The 17,454-nt window shown below is 46.0% G+C and carries 18 protein-coding genes and 1 other RNA gene; all 19 read left to right on the top strand.

Going from position 1 to position 17,454, the window contains the following annotated elements; genetic code table 11:
- Nucleotides 1-10: 10 nt before the first annotated feature.
- Nucleotides 11-283: a hypothetical protein gene (locus F551_RS0111900; RefSeq protein ID WP_018997736.1), complete on the top strand. Its 273-nt coding sequence runs from the start codon at nucleotides 11-13 to the stop codon at nucleotides 281-283.
- On the top strand, nucleotides 276-854 hold the full coding sequence (locus F551_RS16685; RefSeq protein ID WP_018997737.1) for a pyridoxamine 5'-phosphate oxidase family protein: 579 nt from the start codon (nucleotides 276-278) through the stop codon (nucleotides 852-854). Before F551_RS0111900 ends, F551_RS16685 begins: the two co-directional genes overlap by 8 nt.
- A gap of 2 nt (nucleotides 855-856) precedes the next feature.
- Entirely contained in the window at nucleotides 857-3,511 is a 2,655-nt protein-coding gene (gene metH, locus F551_RS16690; protein WP_018997738.1) for a methionine synthase, read from the top strand.
- Between the two features lie 73 nt (nucleotides 3,512-3,584).
- Nucleotides 3,585-4,289 carry a hypothetical protein gene (locus F551_RS0111915; protein WP_018997739.1) on the top strand — a complete coding sequence of 235 codons (705 nt, stop codon included), beginning with the start codon at nucleotides 3,585-3,587 and terminating at the stop codon, nucleotides 4,287-4,289.
- Between the two features lie 113 nt (nucleotides 4,290-4,402).
- On the top strand, nucleotides 4,403-5,122 hold the full coding sequence (locus F551_RS0111920; RefSeq protein ID WP_018997740.1) for a hypothetical protein: 720 nt from the start codon (nucleotides 4,403-4,405) through the stop codon (nucleotides 5,120-5,122).
- Between the two features lie 70 nt (nucleotides 5,123-5,192).
- Nucleotides 5,193-5,687 (top strand): YybH family protein, encoded by a 495-nt coding sequence (locus F551_RS0111925; RefSeq protein WP_033405024.1) that lies wholly within the window; start codon nucleotides 5,193-5,195, stop codon nucleotides 5,685-5,687.
- 33 nt (nucleotides 5,688-5,720) lie between these two features.
- Entirely contained in the window at nucleotides 5,721-5,999 is a 279-nt protein-coding gene (locus tag F551_RS0111930) for a putative quinol monooxygenase (protein ID WP_018997742.1), read from the top strand.
- A 10-nt stretch (nucleotides 6,000-6,009) separates the two neighbouring features.
- Nucleotides 6,010-6,918, top strand: coding sequence for an ion transporter (locus tag F551_RS0111935; RefSeq protein ID WP_018997743.1), 909 nt, complete (start codon nucleotides 6,010-6,012; stop codon nucleotides 6,916-6,918).
- Nucleotides 6,919-7,009: 91 nt separating this feature from the next.
- Nucleotides 7,010-7,789: a molecular chaperone DjiA gene (locus F551_RS0111940; protein WP_018997744.1), complete on the top strand. Its 780-nt coding sequence runs from the start codon at nucleotides 7,010-7,012 to the stop codon at nucleotides 7,787-7,789.
- Between the two features lie 55 nt (nucleotides 7,790-7,844).
- The gene (locus F551_RS0111945) at nucleotides 7,845-8,201 is read left to right on the top strand and encodes a hypothetical protein (RefSeq protein WP_018997745.1); all 357 of its coding nucleotides are present in this window, start codon (nucleotides 7,845-7,847) and stop codon (nucleotides 8,199-8,201) included.
- Nucleotides 8,202-8,223: 22 nt separating this feature from the next.
- Nucleotides 8,224-8,931 carry an N-acetylmuramoyl-L-alanine amidase gene (locus tag F551_RS0111950; RefSeq protein WP_018997746.1) on the top strand — a complete coding sequence of 236 codons (708 nt, stop codon included), beginning with the start codon at nucleotides 8,224-8,226 and terminating at the stop codon, nucleotides 8,929-8,931.
- Between the two features lie 31 nt (nucleotides 8,932-8,962).
- Nucleotides 8,963-9,352: RNase P RNA component class A (gene rnpB, locus F551_RS17205), an RNA gene on the top strand.
- A gap of 552 nt (nucleotides 9,353-9,904) precedes the next feature.
- Complete coding sequence (locus tag F551_RS0111955; RefSeq protein ID WP_018997747.1) at nucleotides 9,905-10,384, top strand: division/cell wall cluster transcriptional repressor MraZ; 480 nt, start codon at nucleotides 9,905-9,907, stop codon at nucleotides 10,382-10,384.
- The gene (gene rsmH, locus F551_RS0111960; protein ID WP_018997748.1) at nucleotides 10,381-11,391 is read left to right on the top strand and encodes a 16S rRNA (cytosine(1402)-N(4))-methyltransferase RsmH; all 1,011 of its coding nucleotides are present in this window, start codon (nucleotides 10,381-10,383) and stop codon (nucleotides 11,389-11,391) included. The genes F551_RS0111955 and rsmH overlap by 4 nt, the downstream gene beginning before the upstream one ends.
- Entirely contained in the window at nucleotides 11,388-11,693 is a 306-nt protein-coding gene (ftsL, locus tag F551_RS0111965; RefSeq protein WP_018997749.1) for a cell division protein FtsL, read from the top strand. The genes rsmH and ftsL overlap by 4 nt, the downstream gene beginning before the upstream one ends.
- A complete protein-coding gene (locus tag F551_RS0111970) occupies nucleotides 11,690-13,369 on the top strand; it encodes a peptidoglycan D,D-transpeptidase FtsI family protein (protein ID WP_018997750.1) in 1,680 nt (559 codons plus the stop codon). The genes ftsL and F551_RS0111970 overlap by 4 nt, the downstream gene beginning before the upstream one ends.
- Entirely contained in the window at nucleotides 13,366-14,811 is a 1,446-nt protein-coding gene (locus tag F551_RS0111975) for a UDP-N-acetylmuramoyl-L-alanyl-D-glutamate--2,6-diaminopimelate ligase (RefSeq protein WP_018997751.1), read from the top strand. Before F551_RS0111970 ends, F551_RS0111975 begins: the two co-directional genes overlap by 4 nt.
- Nucleotides 14,811-16,247, top strand: a complete 1,437-nt coding sequence (locus tag F551_RS0111980; protein ID WP_018997752.1) for a UDP-N-acetylmuramoyl-tripeptide--D-alanyl-D-alanine ligase — start codon at nucleotides 14,811-14,813, stop codon at nucleotides 16,245-16,247. Before F551_RS0111975 ends, F551_RS0111980 begins: the two co-directional genes overlap by 1 nt.
- The gene (mraY, locus tag F551_RS0111985; RefSeq protein ID WP_018997753.1) at nucleotides 16,247-17,449 is read left to right on the top strand and encodes a phospho-N-acetylmuramoyl-pentapeptide-transferase; all 1,203 of its coding nucleotides are present in this window, start codon (nucleotides 16,247-16,249) and stop codon (nucleotides 17,447-17,449) included. The genes F551_RS0111980 and mraY overlap by 1 nt, the downstream gene beginning before the upstream one ends.
- The last annotated feature ends 5 nt before the right edge of the window (nucleotides 17,450-17,454 follow it).

Consider the following 17,454-nt stretch of genomic DNA (forward strand, 5'->3'; position numbering starts at 1 on the left):
GAGCTTAGTAATGTCAGAAGATAAATCAAACCTTCAATCCGGCGAAGCGAAAATGGGGAGGTTTATTCTCCGCATGGCGCTTGTCGTTGCGTGGGGTTTTGCTGCTTGGATTGTTTATTTCAACTCTGAGCAATTTGAAATTTCAAACACAATGCGCATTTTGTTGGCAGGTTTTGCTTCGGTGATGGCAGTTATTTCATTCATCCAAGCTCTTGGAAATTACGGCCCAGAAAACCAAGCTTCCACTGAGAATACGTCTAAAAAGGATGATTCTGATGGGTAAGGAATATGATGCGCTTAATGATAAGCTGATTTCATTTATTGAGCGTCAAAAGATGTTTTTCGTTGCGACTGCGCCTCTGACTCATGAGGGGCATGTAAATGTGTCGCCCAAGGGGTATGATAGTTTCGCTATACTTGGGCCGAATGAAGTTGCGTTTTGCGATTTGGGTGGTTCTGGTGCGGAAACGATTGCCCACATTCGAGATAATGGACGCATTACGATAATGTTCTGTGCATTTGAAGGTGCTGCTTTGATCCTTCGTCTTTATGGAAAGGCGACAGTGACGCAGTTTAACGAGCCTGGATTTGCGGAAGCAATGAAATCATTCCCTGATATTGAACGCGCAAGAAGTGTTATCAAAATAGAAGTTACTCGCATCGCAGACAGTTGTGGATGGTCTGTACCATTTTATGAATTTCAGTCCGAACGTGACCAATTGCGTAGGCATGTTGGTGTTATGCCGTTTGAAGACTGGAAAGAAAAACGTCTAAAAACGAATGCGCAGAGCATTGATGGGTTGCCAGCTGTCCTGCGTTATGAAGACCAAGACGACGAAACTGAAAAGAAATAAATATGACTGAAACAACAGCAACTTTCGTCAACGTTGGAGAACGAACCAACGTCACTGGGTCTGCACGTTTTAAGAAATTAATCCTGAATGATGATTATGCTGCTGCTGTTGAAGTGGCGCGTCAGCAGGTCGAAAACGGTGCCCAAATCATCGACATTAATATGGATGAAGGAATGCTTGATGGCGAAAAGGCCATGGTCACATTCCTTAATTTGATTGCGGCGGAGCCTGATATTGCGCGTGTGCCGATTATGATTGACTCATCCAAATGGCACGTGATTGAGGCTGGCCTTCAATGTGTTCAGGGGAAAGCGATTGTAAACTCGATTTCTTTGAAAGAAGGCGAAGAGCAATTCATCGAACAAGCACGCAAAGTCATGTCTTATGGGGCTGCAGCGGTCGTTATGGCTTTTGATGAAGTCGGGCAAGCTGACACAGCAGACCGTAAAGTCGAAATCTGTACGCGCGCTTATAAAGTGCTGACAGAAAAAGTTGGATTTGATCCCAATGACATTATTTTCGACCCAAACATTTTTGCTGTCGCGACCGGGATTGAAGAACACAATAATTACGCAGTAGATTTCATTGAAGCGACGAAACGTATCCGCGAGCAATGCCCCGGATGTCATGTGTCAGGTGGTTTGTCTAACGTGTCATTCTCCTTTCGTGGGAATGAGCCTGTGCGCCGCGCTATGCACTCGGTATTCCTTTATCACGCGATTCCAGCAGGGATGGATATGGGAATTGTGAATGCGGGTCAGCTCGATATTTATGATCAGATTGATGCTGAATTACGTGAGGCTGTTGAGGATGTAATTCTCAATCGACGTGATGACGCGACTGAACGTTTGTTGGAACTAGCAGAAAAATTCCGCGGTCAAAAAGGGCAGGTCCAAGTTAAGGATATGTCATGGCGTGAGCAACCAGTGAACAAGCGTATCGAGCATGCTCTTGTGCAGGGAATCACTGAGTTCATCGTAGAAGATACAGAAGAGGCGCGTCAGGGGTTCGAACGCCCGTTACACGTTATCGAAGGTCCGTTGATGGACGGTATGAATGTGGTTGGTGACCTGTTTGGAGCTGGGAAAATGTTCCTGCCGCAAGTGGTGAAATCTGCCCGCGTCATGAAAGCTGCAGTCGCTCATCTTTTGCCATTCATGGAAAAAGAAAAAGAAGAGCTTGGCACGGTCGATGAGTCCAACGGTAAGGTACTCATGGCGACTGTGAAGGGCGATGTTCATGATATCGGTAAGAACATTGTGGGTGTGGTGTTGGCATGTAACGGTTATGAGATCATTGATCTGGGTGTGATGGTGCCTGCCGAAACCATTTTGGAAGAAGCGATCAAGCAAAAAGTTGATGTGATTGGTCTTTCTGGTCTTATCACGCCTTCGCTGGATGAGATGGTGTTTGTGGCAGCTGAAATGCAGCGCCGCGAGATTGATTTGCCATTGATGATTGGTGGCGCAACGACCAGCCCTGCGCACACAGCTGTAAAGATTGAGCCTGTGTTTAATTTAGCTCCGATTATCCATGTTTTGGATGCCAGTCGTGCTGTGCCCGTAGTTGGACAATTATTGTCTGATGAAGAACGTCCAGCCTTTTGGGAAAACACAAAAGCGAATTTTGAACGCATTCGTGAACGTCGTTCAGGTGGTGTGGCCAAACCGCGTTACCCAATAGAAGAAGCGCGCGAAAAGCGCACGCAGATTGATTGGTCTGATTACACACCGCCTAAGCCTCTGCAGCCGGGGCTGACAACAATCGATGATGTCGATTTGGCAGAATTGGCGCGTTATATCGATTGGACGCCATTCTTCATGAGTTGGGATTTGAAAGGCACTTATCCGGCAATTCTTGAAGATGAAAAACGTGGAGAAGCAGCGCGCACATTGTGGGCTGATGCGCAGGCTATGTTGCAGCAGCTGATCGGTGAGCAATGGCTTACTTGTAAAGGTGTGGTTGGTTTGTGGCCTGCCAATGCGGATGGTGATGATATCATTGTGTGGAATTCTGAAGAGCGCGATGAAGAGGCCGCGCGTTTCTTCTCAATCCGACAGCAAATGATTAAAGATAATGATCGCGGACAGACAGCATTATCAGATTTCATAGCACCTACAGATGAAGGCAAAGATTGGGTCGGTGGTTTCGTTGTAACGGCTGGGCATGGCGAGCTGGAAAAAGCCAAAGAGTTTGCTGATGCGGGCGATGACTATTCTTCCATTATGGTGAAAGCGTTGGCAGACCGCTTCGCTGAAGCGTTTGCTGAAATGCTGCATGAACGCGTGCGTAAATCTATTTGGGGGTATGTGCCTGACGAGGCATTCGACAATGAAGCCCTCATCAAAGAGGAGTTTGACGGCATTCGCCCTGCGCCGGGGTATCCATCTCAGCCAGATCACACTGAAAAAGAAACTCTCTTTGACCTTCTTGAGGCGCGTGAACGAACAGGTGTTGATCTAACGACATCATGCGCGATGACACCGCCAGCCTCTGTTTCTGGGCTATATTTCTCTCATCCGGATAGCGCTTATTTTGCTGTTGGCCGCATCGAGAAAGATCAGGTTGGAAGCTACGCTGAACGTAAAGGCTGGGATCTTCGCAAAGCTGAACGTTGGCTCGGTCCAATCCTGAATTACGACCCGAATGCTTTGTGATAATTGAGTGAAATTCTATCTTGATTGCAGCTTATGATTGTGATTTTGTGTTTCTGCAAAATGGGAGGGACACATGCGCGCATTATTGAGTTTGCTAATTATTTGGGGTTTGACTGTTTCGACCACAGCTTTGGCTATACCTAAAAAAGAGAATTTGGCGGAGCTTCCAGTAGAAGAAACATGTGGACGAGAATATACTCGATGGCAGTATTTTTATGCCACGTCGAAAGCGCAACGTATTGCGGCAATGGGAGATTATAATGAGGCCATTAGGGCCTATCCGTCCGCTTCGGGGCCAAATGCATCCTGTTGGGAAAGCTTTAACTTCGATGTTAACTTGGCCAAATTGAATGGTGCTGCTGGACATGTGGATGTGGCTTCACGCATTTGGAAAAAATGGTCAGAAATAGATTATTTATCGTCTGAGCAGCGTGAAAGCCTTGAAAATTTGCGTAAAAAAATAGTTCAGGGTGACCCCAAAGGTTTCCAAACAATAGGTCATCTATCAAAGTTAGAAGTTGTTAGAAAGCCGGCGATATACAAATTTGATAAGGCAGTTAGAGCCATAGGTTCGGGGTCATATTGCTATTCAATTTTTGATATAGATGTAAAAGGGAAGCCGCATAATCTACGTTCGACTTGCAGCAATAGTAAGTATGAATGGACATCGAATAAAGTCGCTGCAGTAGCCCGTTTTAAGCCTAAAATTCAAGATGGCGTTATAGTTGAAGCAAAAAATGAAGTTTTAACATTTCTCATTGGGGTGGATCACCCTTAGTTTAAAACGGGTTGTACTTTGCGTCACGCTATTGTTGCTATTGTAAAACATGAAATTCATTGTTCATTTGAATTGAAAAGAAACTGTAGAATTTGACCGAGTTGGGGGAAACTATGAAAATACTCTATGGACTGGCGACTGTGTTCATTATTGTAGGTGCGTCAATATCTAGTGCTTTGGCCGAAAATAATAACGATGGTGTGGTTAAAGACTGGACTAAAACTAAATGTATGAATTTTCGATCCAATAAGGAAATCGCAGCTGCTGAAGCTGATATTGAGCGAGATTTTGTTGAAAAAAAGTATGACAAGGTTCTGCAATCAATAGAAGAATTGATGAGCTTGAAGTTGGGTTGTAAGCAGCGCTATGAATTAGCAGACAGAGGTTATCGTGCATCTATAGCTTTGTCAGACTTTTCTCAGGCAATCCGATTCATGCCGGTTATGCGAAAACAAATTGCATCAAAAGGAGGGGACGTTCAGTTCTTTGACCAATTGGTTAGTTGGGTAGAGGCTAACAGGATAGCACGTGACTCTAGTGCGTCTGTGGATGATAGAAATGCTTATGCAGTGCGGGACCTTACCCTACAATATTTGCTTTCTGATTTTCGAAAGAAAAGAAAATTTGCAAATTGGATTCCTACCTCAAACTGTGACGTTGTTCTGAGTGTTACTAAATTTGGTAGGGTAGAAGATGTTCAGGTCGAATGTGATATTGATGAGGTTGAACTATCCTTAGAAAAACACGTTCCCAAAATACTTTTTGCTCCTAAAATCAAAAATGGTGAACCGGTCAGACAAGAAAAGTTTAATTTTAAAGTACAAATCGATTGAACTTTTTCGCTCTAGCAATTTTCTGCAAATTCCGTTTATCCTCTCTTGAGCAATGAAGAGGGGTTATGTCATGGCGCGGATTTCGTCGATTTTGAGTGTGTGTCTGCTGGGGTTTGCGATGTTGGGTGCATGCACGACAGCGCCAGATCCGGCTGTCGTTGAGCAAGAACGATTGGCAGCATTTACGCAATTCAAGAAGCAAGCTGAATTTGATATCAGGAAACTTCTATCTGCTCAGGAAGCGGCTTGGAACCGCGCTGATTTAGATGGTTTCATGGAAGGATACCTTCCAACTGAAGAGTTGAGATTTGGCGGTGGTGACAACATTACATGGGGATATGCGGAGACATTGGAGCGTTATAAATCTAAATATGATAGCGCTGAAAAAATGGGGCAATTGTCTTTAGAAGTTCAAGAGTTGAAGCTGTTTACTGAGACCGATGCGCTCGTGTTTGGGCGTTGGTTTCTATCCCGACCAGCGACTGGTGACGCAAATGGGCTTTTCACTATCGTATTAGAAAAACAGGATGGACAATGGTTGATCGTATCGGACCATTCTTCCTAATTTTGTTTGAGATAAATGTGAGTAGTGAAAATTATGTATGGCCTGATAAATAAGCTAACAGCCCAAGTTGGCAGTCGTGACGAGCTAGCGGATATAATGTCAGCTGGCACTCAGAATATGCCCAATTGCAAAAGTTATGTGATCGCAAAATGTGCAAGTGATGAAAATTTACTGTGGATCACAGAAGTTTGGACCGATAAAGAAAGTCACCAAGCCTCATTGCAACTACCTTCCGTACAAGAAGCAATTGCAAAAGGGCGTCCTTTGGTTGCGGGTATGGAGTGTGTTGCCACAACGACTCCAGTAGAGTGAGTGAATAAGAATGAATGGCGAAGATCTGGTTGCAGAAACAAATTTGACGGGTGCCCGTAAATGGGCCGCTGAAGTCGTTGAGCACAAATGGTTTGCGCCTTTCATCACAACACTTATCGTCTTGAATGCGATCACGTTGGGCATGGGCACTTATGATGTCTGGCCGCCTGCGATGGTGCAGGTGATGATTGTGTTTGATGCATTTGTCACCAGTGTGTTTGTTATTGAAATCGGATTGAAATTGATCGCCTATCGTTGGCGATTCTTTACAAGTGGCTGGAATGTATTTGATTTAGCCATTGTGTCAGTAGCCTTGTGGCCGGGTGCGGGCGCTATGTCTGTGTTGCGGGCAATGCGTGTATTGCGTGTGCTGCGCTTGATTTCAGTCCTGCCGATGCTGCGCCGGATTGTTGAGGCTTTGCTAAAAGCCATTCCGGGCATGGGAGCTATTCTCGCTGTTTTGGCATTGATGGTCTATGTTGCCGCTGTAATGGCGACCACGCTTTTCGCGCAGACAAACCCAAATCTATTTGGATCGCTTCCTAAAAGTGCACTTTCATTATTCCAAGTCATGACGATGGATGGGTGGCGAATGGAAGTTGTTCAGCCAGTGATGGATGCAGGAAATCCTTACGCTTGGATATTCTTTTTGACCTACATTATTCTTGCCAGTTTTGCGGTGTTAAATCTCTTCATGGCGCTGATCGTTGAATCGCTGAATGAAAATGTACGCGAGGAAGTGCACGAGATTGAGGAAGTGGCGGACGAGTTAAAAGAAGGTCAGCACGAAGCTCAATTAGAAAGAGATGAGCTGATAGGTTTGATTAAATCCATGCGTGAAGAAATGGCTGACCTTAAAGATGTGGTAGCTGAAAATGCAGAATTGTTAAAAGAAGTCAGCTCTAAAAAGAAAAGATAAACCGAACACTAGAGGTGGTGCGGCAATATTGTTTATCAATAAATCGCGAGCACCCCTTCAATAGTCTGAAAATATCAGGCATACTGTTTTTATGAGCATTTGGAAGCGTTTAGCGAGCATAGCACACACTCTATTTGCGCCGAATTCTGATAGTGTCGGTTCAGGCGCTGTTGCTTTGGCGCGATGTGGAAGTGGACAGTCTGTTGCACAGGGTGGAACAGGGCGTGCGATCATGCGGGCTGATGCAGCATGCGGACCTGACCCGGGAGATGTAAGTTTTACAGCTGCTATTGTGGGATTGGGAGCCAAACTAGCTAAAGCTGATGGCCAAGTTACCGAAGATGAAGTGGAAATGTTTTCACGAGTCTTCCGTGCAGCACCTGAGGATCAAGATTCAGTTCGCCGCGTGTTTAATCTCGCCCGTCAGACGGTAAGAGGTTATGAAGCTTATGCGCGTCAGATAGCGCGACGCTATGGAGATCGCCCATGTTTGTTAGAAGGCATATTGGACGGGTTGTTCCAGATTGCGCTAGCCGACAAAATTATGACTTTGGATGAATTGGAATACTTAAAATCAGTATCTGATGCATTCGGTTTTTCGGATGATGATTTTAGGCGCATTCAAGCAACGCATATGGGGACTGAAAAAGATGATCCCTATAGAGTTTTGGGTATAGCGCATGATGCAGATTATGATGAAGTGCGTAAGACTTATAGACAATTGATGATGGATCATCATCCTGATCGTATTGTTGCCACAAAGAAAGCGTCTGATGATTATGTGGCGGTTGCGCATGAAAAAGCGGCAGCTATTACTTCAGCGTTCGCCAGAATACGTGCAGAAAGAGGAATTCTTATTAGTCCCGATTGACGAAACGCATTTGAACACACATCTTTATTGCATCCCAACCCCAGAGATATATTAAATGACCCTATCAGCCTCAAACAATGACTTCTTTTCCAAAATAGCGTTTTACATGCGCCGTTTTAGTGCATGGATCGCCCGTGCCGGATTTGGCTTCTTTGTTGTGATAGCCGCTGGTGCTGCACTTTTGGCGACTACTTTTATAGGACTGCTGATTGCTTTGGCCGCTTTGTTTTTAAATGTTGGTGCGCGTGTGATGCGTGGGTCTCAATATCAGAGCCAAAATTCAGGTTTCAAAACCGGTGCTGAATCCGTGTTTGGCGCGAAACCTAAACGTGAGACTAAATCGGCTAAGTCAGGTGAAACACTTGAAGCTCACAAAACTGCTGATGGCTGGGTGATTGAGCCAGATTCCTAAATAATCTATGCAGAGCTCGACCGTGAGTTTGGATATTTTACAGACACCAAGTGTAAATTTTGATGAGCGTCGGCAGGAATTGTCGATGCTTGTTTTGCATTATACGGGCATGGAAACAGGACGTGCTGCTTTAGAGCGCATGTGTGATCCAGACGCAAAAGTAGCTGCGCATTATATGGTCGAAGAAGATGGGCAGATCTATCAACTAGTTGATGAAAACAAGCGCGCTTGGCATGCGGGTGTAGCAAGCTGGCAGGGGCTTGAAGATATCAATTCTCGTTCGATAGGTATTGAGATTGTTAATGGTGGTCATGATTATGGGATGCCAGATTTTCCAGAGGTCCAGATCGATGCAGTGATAACGCTCTGCAAGGATGTTCTGTCTCGTCATGATATATTTCAATCAAGTATTGTTGGGCATTCCGATATTGCTCCAGGCCGCAAAGATGACCCAGGAGAGAAATTTCCGTGGAGTCGACTTTGTGAGGAGGGAGTAGGCCTTTGGCCGTTGAGGGAAAATGCACTCGCGGTTGGATCTGTTCAGCAATTGGCTGAAATTGGATATGAGATAACCGCAGAGCCTAGTCGGAGCGAAGTGTATGCAGTTGTGAAGGCTTTTCAGCAAAGATGGATGCAGGACAATGTGACGGGCGATGCGTGTTTGGAAACGCTTTGCCGAATAGCGCAAGTGGCAGCTGCTTACAAAGAAAATGGAAAAGCACTCGCTTAGCTTCAACTTGTTTGATATAGCTGTGCTTCGGCTAGGTGGCTGAGCGGTCGCTGGTGTTTACACTAGAGGAAAGTCCGGGCTCCACAGAAGCAAAGCGGCGGATAACGTCCGCCCAGATTATATAGTCTGAGGGAAAGTGCCACAGAAAGCAAACCGCCCAAAGCTTACGCCAAGGGTAAGGGTGAAAGGGTGCGGTAAGAGCGCACCGCGGCTTTGGCGACAAAGCTGGCAAGGTAAACCCCGCTTGGAGCAAGACCGAATAGGAGCAGATGGAGTTTTACTCCACGTGTGTTTCTGCACGCTGCTCGGGTTGGTCGCGTGAGGTTGTCTGCAAAGGCAATCCAAGATGAATGATCGCTGATCCGTATCCGGAGCAATTTGGATCGGGGGACAGAACCCGGCTTATAGGTCATCTAGTCGAAAACTACCTCAAAATTTGAGAGGTCATGTTGGCGGAGGAGTATATTTCCTAGTCAAGCTGCAATTTCATAAAAATTTTTGGGAATTTGAGGGAAGAACATTGTTTCTGGGTTGGGAATTTATGGGACGCTGGGTTTCGAAGGTGGGTTTTGTTGTGGGGACAGCTAGCATCAGCTGTTTTAGGAGTTCAATATATTGTGGTTTGATTTAGTAAATAGTCTATATGTTCTAATTATTATGAAAAACTGACGATTTTTTAGCTTAAAGGTCGTGTTAATCACCTGAAAAAATAGTTCTTAGATGAATTGGTAAAAGCTCTACAAAAAGGGGCTGTGTTTTCGAGCTATTCACAGGGAAAATGTTAAGTTCACACTATATTCTCTAAATGTTCACCACTAACAATAGTTAATAAAGAGTTTAAAGGGTCGACGTCCCATCAATTCCCATGGTATCCCTAATTATCGCTTTTGAGGCTGGGCTGTTGCTCTCAAGGTGATGTGTATCGCTCGCGTTCTTGAGCAATCTATCAATTAATTAGGGCTGACCACGGGGCATGTTTTTATCCACCTATGAAAGCAAGATCGATGCGAAGAACAGGGTTTCTGTACCTGCTTCTTTTCGCAAAGCTCTAGGTGGTGATGATGTCATCTGTGTTTGGCCTTCTTTTGGTAAGAACAAGAATTGTCTAGAAGGCGGGAGTAAAAAGCTGGTGAACAATCTTTACAAATCTATCCGGAAAATGAAGCCGATGGATCCGCGTCGCCAAGCGCTGGAATATGGTATTTTGGGTGAATGTAAGGAATTGCAGTTTGATGGCGCTGGCGGTCGAATTGTTTTGCCACAAAAATTTTTGGATTCAGCTGGCATTACGGGCGAAGTCGCCTTTGTTGGTCTAGGTGAGCGTTTTGAGATTTGGTCCAAAGAAGCACTAGAAGCAAAACGGGCTGAATTTATTGAATTGGCTGCTGATAGTGGCGAGATGATCGAGTCTTTAGATCTCGACTTTGATTTTGATGATGAGGATGTGGCGTGACCCAAGAAGGAACTCATATCCCCGTCTTGCTAGAACCTGTTGTTGAAGCTTTGGCTCCAACTGATGGAAGCGTTTATATAGATGGCACTTATGGTGGCGGCGGATATTCACGCGCTGTGCTTGCTGTGGCTGATTGTGTTGTATTGGGTGTGGACCGTGATCCAGATGCCATGCAACGTGCTTGGGATCACGCCGGAAAGGATCCGCGTTTAAAGCCGGCTCCAGGGCGTTTTGGAGAGTTGGATTTAGCTGCGCGCGCTGCCGGATATGAATATGTAGACGGCGTGATGCTCGATCTTGGCGTGTCTTCATATCAGATTGATCAGGCGGAACGTGGTTTCTCTTTCATGCGTGACGGTCCATTGGATATGCGGATGGAACAGCGAGGGCCGTCTGCTGCGGATGCTGTGAACTTGATGTCTGAAAAAGATTTGGCGGCCATCTTTCATTTTTATGGCGAAGAGCCAGCCTCTCGTCGAATTGCGAAGCAGATCGTAAAGCGTCGCGACGAAGAAAAATTTACGCAAACACTAGATTTGGCAAATTTGATTGAAGCCAGTGTTGGTGGGCGTCGAGGGAAGAAAACTCATCCGGCTACGCGTGTCTTTCAGGCGCTGCGTCTTTATGTAAATGACGAATTGGGCGAGTTGGTACGTGCACTGGTGGCGAGCGAAGAGGTCATCAAATCTGGTGGTCGTCTAGTTGTTGTGACTTTTCACTCACTGGAAGATCGCATCGTGAAAACTTTTCTACGTGAGCGCGGTGGTGCTATGGGTGGTGGATCACGACATGCACCTGAAGTTAAAGCGAAAAATGCTCCTACTTTTGAATTGGTTGCTCGAAAAGCAATTGATCCAACCGACGATGAAGTGTCTGCTAATCCAAGGTCTCGTTCTTCAAAATTACGTTGGGCTATCCGCACAGATGCTCCTGCATGGGGTGAGCACTCTGGATTGAACTCCCGCATTCCAACATTGGATGTTTTGGAGGCGTTACTCGCGAAATGAAACGCCTGATCGTCATATCCCTTTTTGTGATCGCTTTGTTGTCGGTATCTGTGTACCGCGCAAAAGAAGGTGCGCAGGAATCTGAGGCGAAGATTGCTCAGCTTGAAAAAGAGATAGCTGCTGAAAAAGAGGATTTGCGCGTTTTAAAGGCTGAGGAAGCGCATCTTTCGCGTCCTGAGCGTATCGGACAATTGGCAAGTGAAAAATTAGGTATGGGGCCCGTGCGTCCAGAACAAATGTCTGGCGAAGTTGCGTTTGATACTAAGCCGGTGGATGAAGTTGCCAAGGAGGCTGCTCAATGAAGTTGAGTAATTCTCTGATCCATTCCTTGCATTTTGATGGTGCTGGTGACCGATGGGCGAGCATCCGGGCGGTAAGTGTTGCTGGTGTGGTTGCGCTTATGTTTGCGGTTGTGACATGGAGAGCCACAACAATTGCTTTGGGCGGTACACATGAGACGAGTGTCGCTTCTAAAACGGTTCAAATTGCCGCCAAACGTGCGGATATTGTGGACCGCAATGATGAATTGCTAGCGACTTCACTGACCATTGATAGTTTGGCAGCTGCGCCTCAGGAAATTTGGGATGCGCGTGAAGTTGCTGATGGGCTCGCTACAGTTTTTCCTGATCTAAATGTCGAGCGATTAGTGGCACGCCTTCAGGATCCGGATCGAAAGTTTGTATGGATCCGCCGTAAAGTGTCACCTCGTCAGCGCCAAGCTGTATACGATTTAGGGCTTGAGGGTTTGCGTTTTGAAAAAGAAGTTCAACGCATTTATACTGGCGGTTCTCTTGCGGGGCACTTAATTGGATACACAAATGTCGATTCAAAAGGCATTTCTGGATTGGAGTTGGCCCATCAAGAACGCTTGGCTGCGGGTGCTGCGCCACTAAAACTGACAATTGATACAGGCGTTCAATTTGCGCTGGAGGATGAGCTAAACTTTGCCGCTGAAGCCTTTAATATTAAAGGTGGTTCGGGGATTGTGCTGGATGTAAAAACCGGAGCTGTCCGTGCTGTTGCTTCTTGGCCGACTTTTGACCCTAATCGTGCGGGTGATGCTGTTGATGATCAGAGATTGAACCGTGCGATTAATGGTGTGTTTGAGCTTGGTTCAGTGTTCAAACCTTTGACAGTTGCTGCGGCTTTGGATGCGGGTGTATTGCGTCCCACTGAAAAGTTTAATGTGGCTAGAAATCTTCAATTTGGTTCGATCACGATTAAGGATCGTCATCCAATTAGTTCTGTTGCAACTGTCACTGATATTTTGGCGCATTCTTCAAATGTTGGAACGGTGAAAATCTCTCAATTATTGGATTTGCGTCAACAAAAAGAGTTTTTGGACAGTCTTGGATTGTTGTCTCGTCCGCAAATCGTATTTCCTGGCGCTGCCGCACCAATTTTACCACCAGAGTGGAATGAATTGTCTGGTGCCACAATTTCATATGGGCATGGTTTAGCTGTTTCGCCATTGGCGCTAGCAGCTGCATTCACGGCAATTGCAAATGACGGTGAAATGGTACGTCCACGTTTCATCGAGCCAGAGCCAGAAGATGAAATTGATCTAACCCGAGTGATTTCCGCACCTACCGCTCGTGTTATCGCGGAAATGATGCGCACAACAGTCGTAGAAGGCACGGGAACCAGAGCGGATGTCTATGGGTATGAAATAGCGGGCAAAACTGGAACCGCAGAGAAGCCGGGACCTGATGGTTATGATTATGATCGCAATATCTGTTCTTTTGTGTCCTTCTTTCCTGCATCTCGCCCTGAATATGTCGTTTTGATTGTTTTGGATGAACCCGAGGCGAGAGAAGGTGAAGGTAAAACAGCTGCGATGAATGCTGCACCTCTTACGGGGCGTTTAATTGCGCGTATTGCGCCAATGCTGGGTGTCGATCCTGTTTTAGAAAAACGTCGTTCAACATCACAAAAAGCATCAGGTGTACGCACCGTATCAGATGAGAGGGCGCTATGAAATTAAGCCAAGTCTTTGAAAATGCACCTGATTGGGAATTTACAGGTCTAACCAGTGATAGCCGAAAAGTAGCCCCAGGGTTTGTGTTTGCCGCTATAAAAGGCACAGTTTCGGATGGCCGCGACTTTATTCAATCAGCTATTGATAAAGGTGCAGTGGCTATCCTTACTGATGAACGTGAAGGTGAGTGGGACATTCCCGCTGTTAAGGTTGCAGAACCACGTCTTGTGTTGGCAAATGCTGCAGCCGCTTTTTATGGCGTCCAGCCAGAAACTATGGTTGCTGTGACAGGTACAAACGGAAAATCTTCAACTGTCGATTTTCTACGTCAGATTTGGGAAGATATCGGGCTTGTATCAGCGTCTGTTGGGACTTTAGGCGCAGTTGGTCCATCCGGTGCAGTTGAGCTAGGGCATACAACGCCTGATCCTGTCGCCGTGCAATCGACCTTGGCTATTTTGGCAAAAGAAGGGGTAACGCATTGCGCTATGGAGGCTTCTTCACACGGCCTTGCGCAATATCGTATGCACGGTGTTAAGCTTGCGGCAGGTGCTTTCCTCAACCTGTCTCAGGATCATTTGGATTATCACAAAGATTTAGATGATTATTTTACTGCCAAGATGAAGCTGTTTACAGAGCTTGTGCCGGAAGGCGCACCGGCAGTTATCAATGCAGATAGTGATATGAAAGATAAGGCTTTGGCAGTGGCAGAAGCTGCTAATTTAAAGCCATTCACTGTTGGGTGGCGTGGCGATCATCTTTGGATTGATGAGATCACACCGCGTAATACAGGGCAAAAGCTACAATTGCAGTGGGAAACTGATGACGGTGATAAGGAAACTATCGTCAACCTGCCTCTCATAGGTGAGTTTCAGGCATTGAATGCGTTAACAGCTGCTGGATTGGCTATGTCATTGGGCGCTGAACCTACATCTGTTTTTAGCGCTATGGAAAAACTGAAGGGTGTTAAAGGGCGTCTTGAGCTTGTTGCGGAAACACAAAATGGCGCTGGTGTATTTGTTGACTTTGCACACACGCCTGACGGTCTGGATGTATTGCTGCGTGCGGCACGCCCACATGCTGCTGGCCGTGTGATCTGTGTGTTTGGCTGTGGTGGTGACCGTGATGCAGGCAAACGTCCAATTATGGGTGAAATCGCCTCAAAGTTTGCTGATGAAGTGATTGTTACAGATGATAACCCGCGCTCGGAAGATCCCGCTTCAATTCGCGCGGCTATCATGAAGGGTGCGCCAAACGCCACTGAAATTGAAGGTCGAGCCGAAGCAATTAAAGAGGGTATTTCTCGCCTGCAAAAAGGCGATGTACTGATGATCGCTGGTAAAGGGCATGAAACTGGGCAGATCATCAAGGGTGAAGTTTTCCCATTCTCCGATCATGAAGCCGCGCTTTCTGCACTTGCTGAATTGGAGGGTGGTCAATAATGGTTGATACTCTCTGGACAGCACAAGAAATAGCAGACGCTGCAGGTGGTGTCTTATCCGGCGATTGGGCGGTCAGCGGCATTTCCATCGATAGCCGGGAAGTGGCTAAAGGCGATTTATTTGTTGCTCTAAAAGATCAGCGCGACGGACATGAGTATGTTGGCATGTCTCTGGAGAAGGGAGCGGCTGGTGCGCTTGTTTCTAAAGATGATATGGGTGTGCCGTGTGTAAAGACTGATGATACGCTTGAAGCTCTTGTAAATTTGGGATTAGCCGCCAGAGAGCGCTCTAATGCTATCCATGCTGCGATCACTGGATCAGTTGGGAAGACCAGCGTTAAAGAAATGATTGCACAGATTTTCCGTTCCAAAGGAAAAGCGCATTGGAATGTGAAATCTTTCAATAATCACTTTGGTGTACCTTTAACTTTGGCTCGCATGCCGCGTGATACTAAGCGTGCTATCTTCGAAATTGGTATGAACACTCCGGGTGAAATTGCACCTCGATCACGTATGGTTCGACCCCAAATAGCCTTGGTAACAAAGATTGCTGGTGCTCACCTTGAAGGCATGGGCACTATCGAGGCGGTTGCAGATGAAAAATCAGATATTTTCTGCGGCTTGGAGCCAAATGGTGTAGCGATTTTGCCGCGTGAAGATGCTTTTTTTGATTATATGAAAGCGCGAGCTTTTGATGCTCAGCCCACAGCTTCTCTTTTATCATTTGGAAGTGCGGGAAGTGAAGCTGATGCTCGCCTGTTATCTTTTGAAGCTGATGGAAATAAATCTCGCGGGACGGCGGATATTTTAGGTGAAGAAGTCAGTTTTGAACTTGATGCTATAGGAGAGCATTGGGGATTAAATGCTGTTCTTGCAATTCTGGTGGGCCGCCTGTCAGGCATGACTGCTCAAGAGGCAGCTGATGGCCTCAAAGGATATCGTCCTCCAGCGGGGCGCGGTGCGGCCGAAACTCTCAAAATGCCTTTTGGCGAAATCACACTTCTTGATGATGCTTATAATGCAAATCCCGAAAGTATGCGTGCTGGATTAGCGGCACTCGGGCAACGCGATGGTCGTAAGATTGCGATCCTTGGAGAGATGAAAGAATTAGGTCCGGATGCGGATAAATTACACGCTGAGTTGAAGCAGCCAATTTTGGACGCTGGTGTGTCTGAGCTATTCTTAGCTGGCGATGGATTGTTACCGCTCCGTAATAATTTTCACGAAAGTCAAAACGAACCGGGGGTTTGTTGGACGTCAACCTCAAAAGAACTACTTTTATTGGTTAATAAATCGTTAATAAGTGGTGATGTCGTCTTGATTAAAGGCTCGAATGCGTCCGGAATAGCAACTATTGCAAATGCTTTGAGAGAAGTTTCTCTGAGCGAAGAAGGAAGAGTTAATCAAATGTCTAATTCTGAAGGGAGAGGTGCATAATGCTTTATCTATTCTTAGCACCACTTGCCGAAGACTATGGTTTTCTCAACCTTTTCACATATCTGTCATTCAGATCTGGTGGAGCGTTGCTAACAGCATTACTCGTCGGCATTCTGTTTGGTGACGTGATGATCAACTGGTTGCGCTCTCGGCAGGGAAAAGGCCAACCTATCCGTGATCTTTCATTAGAAGCGCAAATGTCCAAACAGGGCACTCCAACTATGGGCGGATTTATAATCTGGTTATCCATGTTGGTTGGAACGCTGCTGTGGTGTGATCTCACAAACCCGTATGTTTGGGTTGTTCTGTTTGTGACACTGACATTCGCCTTTATCGGTTTCCTTGATGATTATGCAAAAGTAGCCAAACAATCGACAGATGGTGTTTCAAGTATGCTTCGCTTGGGGATTGAATTCTCAGTTGCTGCTATAGCATGTGCCTTCATTATGGGATTGCACGGAGCGCACACACCACTTGGCTATGCTGAGTGGGGAAGTTTAAATGAAATTTCACAAGCGATTGCGTCACTAGCACCAACTACAACGGCAGATCCAAATCCGCAAAGCGCGGCAGGTGGAGTCGCTATTCCCTTTGTAAATGATTATTTCTTCCCATTGGGTGGATTGTTCATAGCGTTTGGAATGATTGTTATCGTAGGTTTTGCCAATGCGGTGAATTTCACAGATGGTTTGGATGGTCTTGCGATTGTTCCAACGATCTTTTCTGCCATGGCTTATGCTTTAATTGCCTATCTAACAGGTAACTTCGTGTTTGCCGAATATTTGGGTATTCAGTTCACACCAGGAACAGGTGAATTGGCAGTATTGCTCTCTGCGTTGATCGGCGCGGGTATGGGCTTTTTATGGTACAACACATTCCCTGCAAAAGTATTTATGGGGGACACAGGATCATTGGGTCTTGGTGGATTGCTTGGTGTTGTAGCCGTTGCGGTGAAACATGAATTTGCTTTGGTAATCATCGGCTTCCTGTTTGTCTTGGAAGTGATGTCAGTGATGATGCAGGTCGGGTATTTCAAGTTAACTCGCAAATTAACAGGTGAAGGCAAGCGCATTTTTAAAATGGCTCCTTTGCACCACCATTTCCAAAAAGATGGCTGGCCAGAAACCCGTGTTGTGGTGCGTTTCTGGATCCTATCAGCGGTATTTGCGCTGATTGGTCTGGCCACGTTGAAACTGAGGTAATGCAA

The sequence above is a fragment of the Hirschia maritima DSM 19733 genome (assembly GCF_000378345.1).
GTDB classification, from domain to species: domain Bacteria; phylum Pseudomonadota; class Alphaproteobacteria; order Caulobacterales; family Hyphomonadaceae; genus Hirschia; species Hirschia maritima.

What these genes read in the sequence shown, in the direction of transcription:
- F551_RS0111975 (WP_018997751.1), top strand. Translation starts at nt 13,366, where the DNA reads ATGAAATTAAGCCAAGTCTTTGAAAATGCACCTGATTGGGAATTTACA.
- metH (WP_018997738.1), top strand. Translation starts at nt 857, where the DNA reads ATGACTGAAACAACAGCAACTTTCGTCAACGTTGGAGAACGAACCAAC.
- F551_RS0111940 (WP_018997744.1), top strand. Translation starts at nt 7,010, where the DNA reads ATGAGCATTTGGAAGCGTTTAGCGAGCATAGCACACACTCTATTTGCG.
- F551_RS0111945 (WP_018997745.1), top strand. Translation starts at nt 7,845, where the DNA reads ATGACCCTATCAGCCTCAAACAATGACTTCTTTTCCAAAATAGCGTTT.
- mraY (WP_018997753.1), top strand. Translation starts at nt 16,247, where the DNA reads ATGCTTTATCTATTCTTAGCACCACTTGCCGAAGACTATGGTTTTCTC.
- F551_RS16685 (WP_018997737.1), top strand. Translation starts at nt 276, where the DNA reads ATGGGTAAGGAATATGATGCGCTTAATGATAAGCTGATTTCATTTATT.
- F551_RS0111925 (WP_033405024.1), top strand. Translation starts at nt 5,193, where the DNA reads ATGGCGCGGATTTCGTCGATTTTGAGTGTGTGTCTGCTGGGGTTTGCG.
- F551_RS0111900 (WP_018997736.1), top strand. Translation starts at nt 11, where the DNA reads ATGTCAGAAGATAAATCAAACCTTCAATCCGGCGAAGCGAAAATGGGG.
- F551_RS0111970 (WP_018997750.1), top strand. Translation starts at nt 11,690, where the DNA reads ATGAAGTTGAGTAATTCTCTGATCCATTCCTTGCATTTTGATGGTGCT.
- F551_RS0111980 (WP_018997752.1), top strand. Translation starts at nt 14,811, where the DNA reads ATGGTTGATACTCTCTGGACAGCACAAGAAATAGCAGACGCTGCAGGT.
- F551_RS0111915 (WP_018997739.1), top strand. Translation starts at nt 3,585, where the DNA reads ATGCGCGCATTATTGAGTTTGCTAATTATTTGGGGTTTGACTGTTTCG.
- F551_RS0111935 (WP_018997743.1), top strand. Translation starts at nt 6,010, where the DNA reads ATGAATGGCGAAGATCTGGTTGCAGAAACAAATTTGACGGGTGCCCGT.
- ftsL (WP_018997749.1), top strand. Translation starts at nt 11,388, where the DNA reads ATGAAACGCCTGATCGTCATATCCCTTTTTGTGATCGCTTTGTTGTCG.
- F551_RS0111955 (WP_018997747.1), top strand. Translation starts at nt 9,905, where the DNA reads ATGTTTTTATCCACCTATGAAAGCAAGATCGATGCGAAGAACAGGGTT.
- F551_RS0111920 (WP_018997740.1), top strand. Translation starts at nt 4,403, where the DNA reads ATGAAAATACTCTATGGACTGGCGACTGTGTTCATTATTGTAGGTGCG.
- F551_RS0111930 (WP_018997742.1), top strand. Translation starts at nt 5,721, where the DNA reads ATGTATGGCCTGATAAATAAGCTAACAGCCCAAGTTGGCAGTCGTGAC.